The sequence below is a fragment of the Blastopirellula sp. SH421 genome, from assembly GCF_057808535.1.
The window spans coordinates 4,704,562-4,715,718 of sequence record NZ_CM173712.1 but is presented as its reverse complement, the minus strand read 5'-3'; the positions used below and the strand labels follow the sequence as shown (position 1 = coordinate 4,715,718).

The 11,157-nt window shown below is 54.5% G+C and carries 8 protein-coding genes; 2 read left to right on the top strand and 6 right to left on the bottom strand.

Annotated elements, in window-relative coordinates:
• Positions 1 to 2: 2 nt before the first annotated feature.
• Positions 3 to 464 (top strand): response regulator, encoded by a 462-nt coding sequence (locus tag SH421x_RS19120; RefSeq protein ID WP_488851493.1) that lies wholly within the window; start codon positions 3 to 5, stop codon positions 462 to 464.
• Here the strand turns inward: SH421x_RS19120 and SH421x_RS19115 are convergent.
• From SH421x_RS19115 to SH421x_RS19105, 3 genes are all read right to left on the bottom strand, one after another.
• Positions 452 to 1,036 (bottom strand): hypothetical protein, encoded by a 585-nt coding sequence (locus tag SH421x_RS19115; RefSeq protein ID WP_488851491.1) that lies wholly within the window; start codon positions 1,034 to 1,036, stop codon positions 452 to 454. The two genes, SH421x_RS19120 and SH421x_RS19115, sit on opposite strands and share 13 nt — an antisense overlap.
• A gap of 8 nt (positions 1,037 to 1,044) precedes the next feature.
• Positions 1,045 to 2,158 (bottom strand): peptide chain release factor 2 gene (prfB, locus tag SH421x_RS19110; RefSeq protein WP_488851489.1). Its coding sequence is split into 2 segments (ribosomal slippage): positions 1,045 to 2,088 and positions 2,090 to 2,158, totalling 1,113 coding nucleotides; the frame shifts between segments, so codons are not numbered across the junction.
• Positions 2,159 to 2,267: 109 nt separating this feature from the next.
• Positions 2,268 to 3,173 carry an aminotransferase class IV gene (locus SH421x_RS19105; protein WP_488851487.1) on the bottom strand — a complete coding sequence of 302 codons (906 nt, stop codon included), beginning with the start codon at positions 3,171 to 3,173 and terminating at the stop codon, positions 2,268 to 2,270.
• Between the two features lie 493 nt (positions 3,174 to 3,666).
• Here SH421x_RS19105 and SH421x_RS19100 point away from each other — a divergent pair, with 493 nt between their 5' ends.
• Positions 3,667 to 4,296 (top strand): hypothetical protein, encoded by a 630-nt coding sequence (locus SH421x_RS19100; RefSeq protein ID WP_488851485.1) that lies wholly within the window; start codon positions 3,667 to 3,669, stop codon positions 4,294 to 4,296.
• 215 nt (positions 4,297 to 4,511) lie between these two features.
• Here the strand turns inward: SH421x_RS19100 and SH421x_RS19095 are convergent, their stop codons facing one another.
• The 3 genes from SH421x_RS19095 to SH421x_RS19085 all read right to left on the bottom strand — a co-directional run bounded on the left by SH421x_RS19095 (position 4,512) and on the right by SH421x_RS19085 (position 11,107).
• Positions 4,512 to 5,576: a linear amide C-N hydrolase gene (locus SH421x_RS19095; RefSeq protein WP_488851483.1), complete on the bottom strand. Its 1,065-nt coding sequence runs from the start codon at positions 5,574 to 5,576 to the stop codon at positions 4,512 to 4,514.
• A gap of 355 nt (positions 5,577 to 5,931) precedes the next feature.
• Positions 5,932 to 7,938, bottom strand: coding sequence for a threonine--tRNA ligase (gene thrS, locus SH421x_RS19090; RefSeq protein WP_488851481.1), 2,007 nt, complete (start codon positions 7,936 to 7,938; stop codon positions 5,932 to 5,934).
• Positions 7,939 to 8,143: 205 nt separating this feature from the next.
• Positions 8,144 to 11,107: a PAS domain S-box protein gene (locus SH421x_RS19085; protein ID WP_488851479.1), complete on the bottom strand. Its 2,964-nt coding sequence runs from the start codon at positions 11,105 to 11,107 to the stop codon at positions 8,144 to 8,146.
• Between the last annotated feature and the right edge of the window lie 50 nt (positions 11,108 to 11,157).

The window sequence follows — 11,157 nt, the reverse complement described above, 5'->3', positions numbered from 1 at the left end:
CCGTGGATTCCAACGTACTGCCGTTGCGCACGATGATCGTAGACGACGACCGTCTCATGTGTTACTTGATGACCGAGATGCTGGCCGAGGCAGGCTTTGAGACGCGTACCGCCAGCAACTGCAAGCAAGCGCTGGTTTTGTATGACGAGTTTCAGCCGGAACTTGTGCTTTGCGATTGGGAGCTTCCTGACGCAGCCGGAATCGATTTCATCCGGCATATTCGTTACGTTCAGAAAGATCGACAACCATTTATCATGATGGTCTCGGGGCACACCAGCCACGATTCGCTAGAACAAGCGATGCTTGCCGGAGCGAACAGCTATCTTACCAAGCCGGTTAAAAAAAGTGATCTCCTTGCATGTGCGAACGAAGCGTTGCTCGTTCAATATTCAGCACGGCAAAGGGACGAGCCCTTGGTAAAGCTTACCGTTTCGTCCGATTATGACCCGGTTTATGCAACCTGAAAAGAGTAACGCCACTCGATCGTTTTCGGAAAAGGCATTTGATCGACCGCGGCATTGATCTCAAAACCGGTGGAGGTTGCCGGAAACTCTGGCGCCGGATAGTGATCAAACAGTGATTGCCGAACGAGAAGTTGACTGCCCCCTGCCGGCCAACTCCACGTGTAGGCGTCGATGCGAGCCGGTTTTACTTCAGCGTTCAGCAGACTGGCGTAGCGACTGCTGATCTGTGCGGGATGAATCTTCATGCGACAAGCGACGTGAAGCTCGACGCGACGCTCTGCTGCGAAAGTCTCGACCGTGACCGACCAGTGGCTTTTCCCGGCCTGACCGACGCCCAGGGCGACAGCGCCGGCAAGGCGGTGTTCGATGCTTAATTGTTGTATCGGCGGACTGTCTGGCCACTCTTCTGCATCGTCCCCTTCTAACGAGACCAAGCACGGGAGGATCTCGTCGCCGTTGACGACCGAGACCACATGCCCAAACCGATCACCGCGGCGTGGGAAGCTGACAAACAAGCCGCGACCATCGGCATCGATCGCGTCCACAAATTGAATTTCGGGCTCACTGGACATGCTTGAAACTATTTTCCTTCGTTATCCCCTTGGCCGACGCGCCAGCGTAGATAGGCGTCGAGAAAACCTTGAATCTCTCCATCCATCACAGCATGAAAACTGCCAACATAGTGCCCGGTTCGCGCGTCCTTGACCCGTTGATCGGGATGCAGGAAATAGTTGCGAATTTGCGAACCAAAGCCGACCTTGGCCTGCGTCTTGTAACGAGCCGCATCTTCCGCTTCTCGGCGCTCTTCTTCAATCCGCGCGATGCGTGAACGCAACAGTTTCCAGGCCTGAGCCCGGTTTTTGTGTTGGCTCCGTTCGTTCTGGCATTGCACCACAACGCCGGTCGGAATATGGGTCAGGCGAATAGCGCTATCCGTCTTGTTCACGTGTTGTCCGCCGGCGCCACTGGCCCGGAACGTGTCAACCCGGACGTCCTCTTCGTCAATTTCCACTTCTTCGGTATCAGGAATCTCGGGCGAAACGTCGACCGCTGCAAAGCTGGTTTGGCGTTTACCTTCCGAGTTAAACGGGCTGATTCGCACCAAGCGGTGCATCCCGCTTTCGCCTTTGAGATAGCCGTAGGCCATGATCCCGCGCACTGCGAACGTGGCGCTGTTGATTCCGGCTTCGTCATTATCAGCGCGGTCGATCAACTCGACGGTATAGTCATTTTCGGCCGCCCAGTGCGAATACATCCGCAACAGCATCTCGGCCCAGTCATTGGCGTCTGTTCCGCCATCGCGAGCATGGATCGACACAAGTGCGCCGCATGCGTCATGCGGCGCGTTGAGCAGCCCTTTAAGTTCAAGCTGATCTAGTTCGGTCTCTAGCCGCGCGACTTCGGCTTTCGCTTCGTTGTCAAACGAGGAGTCTTCTGCCGACATTTCGAGCATTGCGTCTAGATCGCCCACTGCACTGGAGCATTCTTCCAGCGGCTCAAGAATCGACATCAACGACTTCAACTGGCCAACGACCGCTTGCGCTGTCTCTTGATTATCCCAAAAGCCAGGCGCAGCCATTTTGGCTTCGGTTACTGCCAGCATTTCTTTTTTAGTAGCGTAGTCAAAGACTGTCCTTAAGTTGCGTCAAACGTTGACGAATCGTTTCGGCACGGTCAATCGTATCGCGGTCCATCGTTTCAGTACGCCATTAAGGACAGTAGAGGGAGATCAGCAACGCCCCATTGTACTCATCGCTGCTGCTTGCGACGAGGACCAGGTTAACACTGGATTAATCCGAAAAATCAGTCGCGCTGCGCAAACTGAACGGCTTGGGCGATAATGTCGAGTCCAACCGAATCGCTCCACGCGGTAATCAGTCTGTCAAAAATGGCGCCTGGCTTGCCATCCCCCACGGCTTGGCCATTCCAGCGATTGCACGGAAGGACGCAAGGAGAAGTGCTAGTCAGCAGAATCTCATCCGCCTGAGCGACATCTTTGGGAGTCATCAGACGCTGGCTGTAGGGGATTCCTAATTGCTGCGCATGTTCTTCCAGCGCGGCGATGCTGATTCCTGGCAAGACAAGCTCTCGCGGAGGCGCAACCAAACCTTCGTCGGCAAAATGAGCGACCAGATTGGCGGTGGTCGCTTCCATGACAAAACCATCCAAGTCCAGCAAGACAGCTCGTGAGCCTGCTTCGATTTTTTTGGCTTCTAGATCGGCCAAATAATAGTGGACTCGCGAGCGGACCTTCAGGTGGCGCGGCCAGCACTCGATCGGCGTTTGCCGAGTTGTCGGGACAACCAAGGCTTGGCCGCCGGCAAACTTGCTGGCAAATCCGGCAAACGCTACTGGCCGCGTATGAATACAAACCAGCGGCGATTTGCCGGGGTGATCCAGGCTGCCCGGCGTGATAAAGATGGCGACCCCTAGATCATCCCCCGTCGTCAGCAATGGATGGTTATGAGCGACGATCTCTTGAACGGCGTCGGTTAAGTCGGCGTCCGTAAATGGAATCTCTAGTCCGACAATCGCCAAGCTGTCGCGAAGTCGCGCCAAATGCTGCTCAAGCCGAAATACTTTACCGGCGAAAGTTCGCAGTTGTTCAACGACTGTGGTTCCCATCACAAAACCAATGTCATCAATCGGAACAGTAAGGTCCGATTGCGAAATCCATTGGCCGGTACGAAATGCGATTGGTCGCGTCATAGGGGATACTTGGGTTGCGGTAGCGGTGATCTACCGCAACTCTAACGCTTCCAGCCAAAAAGTGGAGACCCTGTCCAAATCCGCAATCGTTGTGCATCTGAACTCGGTTTAGCCTAACAATTTGCGGCTACAGAGTTGGTCACAAGCCGCCCCCCACAACTTGCCAGGCGATTGCCATCATCATTCCAGCAGTCGCCAGCAGAAAGGCCCACTTTACCGCTTCACGCGTTCGTTGAATCCGTGTTCTGGCATACATCGTTCGACTCCAAATTAAAGGTCCTGGGAGGGATTCCTCTATTACTAGTATAGAAAATCCTTTCCCCCTTGGGCACGAAAATCCAGAGATTGGTTTGCCAAAAAAAACGTCCCAATCCGGAGAAACGGTTCCAATCTATCCCCTTCTCGCAGGGAAATCGGCGGAGGAAATCAACCGCCACGGGTAAATGCTAGGTTTAAAAGGCCCCCCGCACTTCTCGAACAAGGCACGCCGCTTATGTGGATGTTTGACAGCTTTTACGGATCATCCACAACGAACTCGCCGAGTAAGTATGGCGGTATTGAGGTCAGCACCGAATACGTCCCGCAGCGCAACATCGTAGTCGTGACTTTCAAGATGATCGTCTCTCTGGCGATGTTGTCTGGCGTTGGATATCTGCTATTTCGACAGCCGTACTTTCCGGATGCGCTGATCTCGCGTTTGGCGATCATCGCCGGCATCGAACTAATTTACGTGGGACTTGCATTCTTTATTGTGCCGCGCCCGAACTATGACGACATGGGTTATCTCGGCGGTCTCATAAACAATCCATTCCGCTATTCAGACAACTACAATCGCGAGTTGTGCTCGTGGTCCGTTCTGTTGGGACCAGGACGCTTTATCAGTTCATCGTTGCTTGACTACGCGACGATCTTGGGTGTGATCAAAGAGGATCCCGCTGAAGAACTGCAATTCGCACGCGAAATGGGATTGGATGTTGACGAGTCTACTGGAAGCAGTCTGGCGAGTGTGACCCGTACTGACTTGGATGAACCGAACAATCAGATAACGCCTACGGCGACGTTTTCAGCGACGCCGACGAGCAGACCGGCGCTAGGCCTAGTCCATCGCGGCGATTTCGATTAACGCTCTTTGAGTCCGAAAAGAAGTCTAGCAAGACTGGGATCTAACATGCCAAGTTGGTATCCGAGAAGTTGGGGCTAGAGAACCAACAGTCGCCGTGGAGAGATCGCGAATTGTAGCGCCTCGGCGATTTCGTCTCGATCGCGGCTTCAATTGTATTTCTGGCGTCGCCGTTAATTGGATAACGGCGACGCTTCGATTTGCCTACTCCACCAAGCCTATTTGATTTCCGGCGCGAGGAACTTGAACGGTTCGGCCTGCTTGAAATTCGCCGTTTGATCCCCAACCAAGTCATCTTCGCCCACCATTGTCAGCTTGCGAACTCCCGAACCCGGCGAGAAGTCGATCTGGCCTAGTTCGACCCAGATGGCGCCGGGGCTGTAAGTGTTCTCGAAGTAGTAGATTCGATCTTTTTGGTTGGCGACGCTGCGCCAGATCGTCGAAGCGATGTTCGGCTGATCCGGCGTGCTGATGCCGCGCGGAACGCTCACATTGCACATCACGCTCGAGACGGCGGCGGCCGCTTCACGTGGATTGGCTGATTGATCGCAAGCGTCAATGTAGTACGCGGCTCGCACAAAACGATCCGCAGCCCGATTGGTTCCCGGCAGCATGGTATTGCCACCGATTTGTCGCCAGTATGCGTCCAGGGCGATCTGATTGTCAAAGGTAGGCGAATTGGTCATGACCTGGTATTTGCGATCATGATGGATCACCAGCTTGCCGCCCAGGTATTCGCAAATCGCCGAGTCGCCGGAGGGATCCGAAATCGAGAAGTGAATCGTGGCGGCGGCGCCATTGGGCAGCGTCGGCGCGACCACGCGGAATGCATCGTTCTGTAATGCCATGACCGCTTCGTCGACGTTGGAAAAACTATCCAACACATACTGCGACCAGGCGCCGACCGACATGCCAGGACGCGTATCTCCCGGCGTCTCGTAGTCGCTTTCGGCCAAGTAAAGTGCGTTCACAACAAGGCCATGCTCGTTCATGCCGTCGCAAGTCGCCGCTTCGTAGGCCGACAGGACGACGCTGCCGTACTTCGACTTCCATTTATAGGAGCTTGGCCCAAGTCCTCCGTCGCGGTCCATGCCGCTCGGGAAGATCCACATGTTACTCTTTAGATCTTCTTTCCAGTCCATGGTTCGACCGGTGACGACCATTCCGTCTTTGCCAAAATAGACCGCCCTGGTGCAAGCGACGGTTTGATGAGCGATGACGCCAAGCGTCGCGACGGCCAATACGGCGACCGCCAAACGGCGGAAGTTCATTCGATTCAACATGATTCGCAAAATCTCTTTCTTGGACCGTAGTCGTGGTCCAAATGCCCAGGTTTTTTATACATAGTGCGAACTGCAATGGGGCAGTTCGTCAGAGACGGTTTTTCCGCCTAGGTAACCCTAGGTCGCTGCTTGCCGCACTCGCTAAAAAAACGCAGCAGGACAGCTGTCTGGCTGGGATTTTTCGTTGTCGTAAAGTTGTAATGCGTTCAGTAGTAACCAGTTGCGGCGACGTTTGTTGCGGCGTCAATAAAGTAGTACCGGCTGTAGAAAGCAGCAAGAACTTTCCAGCGAACAAAAAAAACGCCGACCATTTGGTCGGCGTTTTTGTCTTGAAGCAGATGCTCGAAGCGAATGCTCAATATTCGTCGGTTGCGCTGGTTGCAGCGGTTCCAATTCCGGCGGAGCCGGTGAAGACCTGGCGAACTTTGCGTTCGACAACTTCTTGCTTCAGTTTTTCGATCGCTTCAGCGACTTTCATGGATCCGAGATCGCCATCGATACGATCGCGAACGGCGACCGATTCGGTCTCCATTTCGCGTCCGCCGATCACAAACATATAAGGAATCAGTTCGATCTGAGCGTCGCGGATTTTGGAGCCGATCTTTTCAGGTCGGTAGTCCCCACTGACGCGGAAGCCAGCCTGTTTGAGTTCCGCTTCCACTTTGCGGGCATACTCTTCAAATTTCTGGCTGACGACCAGCACGCGAACTTGTTCCGGCGCAAGCCACAGCGGAAACGCACCGGCAAAGTGCTCGATCAACACGCCCATGAAACGTTCGAGCGAGCCAAACGGAGCGCGGTGAATCATCACCGGGCGATGCGTTTGATTGTCGGCGCCAACATACTCCAGGGCAAAGCGTTCGGTGCTGGGCAAGTTGTAATCCAACTGCACGGTGCCGAGTTGCCATTCGCGTCCGAGACAATCTTTGACGACAAAGTCTGCTTTGGGACCATAGAAAGCAGCTTCGCCGGCTTCGGCAATTGCATCGATCCCCATGTTTTTACAAACCGAGACCAGCGATTGTTCGGCCCGATCCCAAACCTGGGGATTGCCAACATACTTGCCGTTGTCAGGGTCGCGAAAACCGAGACGCACGCGATAGTCGGTCAGCCCCAGACTGGTCAGCACGTACTGGGTCATCTCGATGCACTTGCGAAATTCTTCTTCAACCTGTTCTTCGGTGCAGAAGATATGCGCATCGTCTTGGCAAAATCCGCGCACGCGCGTCATGCCGTTCAGTTCGCCGGATTGCTCATAACGATAGACGGTGCCGAACTCTGACAAACGAACCGGCAACTCGCGATAGCTGCGAGGGCGGTTCTTATAGATCATGATGTGATGCGGACAATTCATCGGCTTCAGCAGATACTCTTCGTCGTCCGCGACGTGAATCGGCGGAAACTGGCTATCCTTGTAGTAAGGATAGTGTCCTGATGTTTTGTAGAGATCGACTTTGCCGATGTTTGGCGTGAAGACCGATTGGTACTCATGCTTGCGCAGTTGTTCGGTCAGAAAGTCAGTTAACTGTTGCCGTACGATAGCCCCCTTAGGAAGCCATAAGATCAGCCCTTGGCCGACCAGCGGATTGATTGCAAACAGGTCGTGCTGCTTGCCCAAAACGCGATGATCGCGGCGTTTGGCTTCTTCCAGTTTCTCGAGATGCGCGGCGAGGTCTTCTTTGTTAAAGAAGGCGGTCGCATAGACCCGTTGCAATTGTTTGTTGTCCGAATTTCCCTTCCAGTAAGCGCCGGCGACCGAGAGCAGCTTGTAGGCGCCGATTGACTTGGGGTGGGGAATGTGCGGACCACGACAGAGATCGATAAATTCACCCTGTCGATAGAACGACAAGGTTTCGTGACCGGCCAAACCGGTTTCGATATGCTCAATCTTATAGTGCTGGTCGATATCTTTGACGACCGCCAGCGCCCCGTCACGCGTCTCTTCGATACGTTCGAACGGCTCGTTCTCTTTGATGATCTTTTTCATCTCGGCTTCGATCGCCGGAAAGTCCTCGGCAGTCAGCTTATGCTCGAGATCAAAGTCGTAGTAAAAGCCTCCTTCGATGGTCGGACCAAAGGCAAGTTGCACGCCGTCAAACAGACGCATCACGGCGCGGGCCATGATGTGGGCGCAGCTATGCCGCATCACTCCCAGCGATTCTTGGTCTTTGTTGGTCAGCAACCGCAGATTGACCGAGCCTTCGCTCGGCAGCTTGGCGTCAAACCCGACGGTCTGCCCGTCAATTTGGGCCGCCAACGTGGCCTTTGCGAGGCCAGCGCCAATGTCGGCGGCGACGTCCATGGGAGTGATTTCGATGTCGTAAGATTTTACGTTGCCGTCAGGAAGATGAACCTCGAGCATGGACCTGTCATTCTTGAATAACACGCGTCTGGCGTCATCAGCCGGCGTCGAAACAAAGGACGTCTGAAAGCCGATAGCGCCGCATAGCGGCAGTATAGAGGTCTGACGCGGCGACTCCTAGAGCGAGTCGCCGCTGCTCGCCCTGCCGCGGGCGGTTTCTTTCGCTAGCATTCCTCAAAATTCCGCATTTTTCTTGGACGCGGGCTCAGACGCTGGGGTTCGGAGCGTGAGGTCGATTGCCGGTCGAATCTTCCAGACGTGGCAACATTTTTAAGAGACGTTCATGATCGGTCAAAATCGCTTCGCCTTGATCCGGAGTGGGGTGTGCTAGTTGCGATCGCGCCGCGGATTCCATCATGGTGGCAATTTCATAAAGCGGCTGAAACCCGCAGCCGCCGCTCGAACCGCGGAGCCGATGCGTCAACATCTCGACTTTCGCCCAATCGGCCTCTTCTGCAGCGGCAAGAATTTCGGAGAGCGAATCGGGCAGTGACAAGACAAACCGATCGATCACCGGGGCCAGCATCGCCAGCGAGGGAAGCACGTCGGACGTCAACGGCTGGTCCACGCTCGCAGCAGGCGTCAAGGTTGTCGGCGTCGGCATGCTTGCGCTGGGGGATGACAGCAGAGGCTCGGCCGCTGGGGTGGGCAGGTTGCGCTGGATGGTCGCTATCAGTTGTTCAAAGACCACCGGCTTGCTGACATAGTCGCTGCAGCCTGACTCAAGACATTGGCGGCGATCGGCCGCCATCGCATGCGCGGTCATCGCGATGATCGGAACTTCGCAGCCGGTCGCTCTTAGTCGTTCACTTGCGGCGTATCCGTCCAGCACCGGCATTTGCATATCCATCAAGATCAGGTCAAACTTGCTCGCGTCGAAAATGTCGAGGGCCAATTGTCCATTCTCGACAAAGGTTAATTCGATTCCCAGCGGGGCAAGCATATTGTCGACCAGCAACCGATTGATCGGGCCATCTTCGGCAGCCAGGATGCGAATCCCTTCAAATCGTAGCGGACTCTGGATAGTAGCGTCGTTTGGATTGGCGGCGTTGTCCGCAAGGCTGCTGACAACTTGCAGAGTCTGCTGGTGAGGGGGAGCGGCGATCGTCACGGTGAATGTCGTCCCGACGCCGACTTCGCTCTTGACCGATACATCTCCTTGTAGCAATTGTGCGATGCGACGACAGATCGCCAATCCCAGTCCCGTTCCGCCAAACCGTCGTGTGGTCGATGCGTCGGCTTGGGTGAACGGATCAAAAATAAGATCCAATTTGTCGGCGGCGATGCCGATGCCGGTATCGCAGATGGCAAAGGTCAGCTCCTCGCTGGCGGCGTTCCAGTTCCCGCTGATCGAGACGGCGCCAAACTGCGTAAACTTAATCGCATTGCCGATCAGATTGGTGAGCACCTGTCGCAGGCGAACCGAATCGGTAATGACTTGCTGCGGTACTTCGCCGTGCCATTCTTCGTAGAGCTGTAACCCTTTCTCACTCGCTTTGACCCCTAGCAGCGATACGACCTCGGCGACAATTTGTCGGGGGTCGCAAGGGAGCAGTTCGGTTTCAAGTTTGCCCGATTCGATCTTGGATAAATCCAGCAGATCGTTGATTACGTCCAGCAAGCTGCGACCGCTAGAGCGGATGATTTGCAGGTATTCATCTCGTTTTTTCGGATCGTTGGCGGCGCCGCGAATCAACAGATCGGTAAAGCCGAGCAGGCCGTTGAGCGGCGTCCGAATTTCGTGGCTCATATTGGCCAAAAACTCGCTCTTGGCGGCGCTGGCCGCTTCCGCCGCCTCTTTGGCGCGTTGGAGTCCCTCTTCATATTTTTTGCGATCGGTCACATTGGACTGTGTCGCAATAAACTGAGTCAATTGCCCCTGTTCGTCAAAGACCGGTTCGATTTCGAGGGCGATCCAATACTTCTCACCATCTTTCGAATAGTTGACAATTTCGACGCTGACTCGTTGCTGCGCATGCAAGCATTCTCGGATCTGTGCTGACGTCGCGGGATCGGTACAGGGCCCTTTCAGAAAAGTCCCTGGCTTTCGGCCAGCGATCTCCGCCAAGGTATAACCGGTCAGTTCAGTAAACGCGTCGTTGACCCATTCGATGCGACCCAACGGGTCGGCGATAATCACTGATTGGCGTGCTTTGGCCGCGACGAGCGAAAGTTTGTGAATTTCACGATTCGACTTCTCCAACGCTTCGCGTGCTTTTCGCTCTTCACGAATATCTTCGATCACGACGATAAAATATTCTTCTTCTCGAATGATTGAGATTGTCAGCCGGGCCCAGATCGGTTCACCGCTTCGCGATAGGTAGCGTTTCTCAAAGGAGGCTTCGTCGAATTCACCCCGGAGAAAACTTTGAAGTCGTTCATAGTCCAACGCTTTATCGTCGGGATGGGTCACATCGGCGAAGGTTAGACGCTGCAGTTGCTGTTCGGTGTAGTCTAAAATTTGGCAAACTTTTCTGTTGGCCCGTAGCCAATAGCCGTCAAAGCCAATATGAGCGACTCCCATCGCGGCATATTCAAAGGTCTCGCGAAACCGGGCTTCGTTCTGTTCGGCGTATCGTTTGGCGATTGCAAGCCGTTCCAACGCTAACTCGTTTTCGGTTGTCTTGATTGCGAGCGCGCGAACTTCGGCCAGACTCTGGCGAATCGACAGGATCAGAAAGATATCTTCAAACACCACCCAAGCAGCATGTTCGAGCCAGCGCCAGTTGCCTGCGGCGGCGACGCCAAAAATACTTTCGGGCCAAAAGAGTCCCCGTAGCCAGTGATCGAGCGCCACGATCAGCGTTGCGGGAATCAGAATGCGGATATCGCGATAGGCGGCTAAAAAGGCTAGTGAGCCAAAGATGTAAAAGTGGGTCTCGATGCGGCCGCCGGTCAAATGAATCAGCAGCGATACGAAAAACATCTGGCTACAAGCGATCACCATTCGCGTGCTGAGTTTGCCGGGATGATAGATCGCCAAGTAACAGGGAAACAGGCAGCAAACGCCGCCGCCCAGAATGGCGAACCAGACGTGCGGATGAATGTAGCTGGATTGCCCCGCCCAGGCCCAAGGTGAGATAAATATCGTAATTAGGATGCCGACGATCCATTGAAACGGCATCAAAATTGCGAACAAATGGTCCGTATTGCAATAGTTTTTGGACATCTGCAAGTCGAAACGTCGACGTACCGCCGCTTCGAATGCTGTTGAGTTTT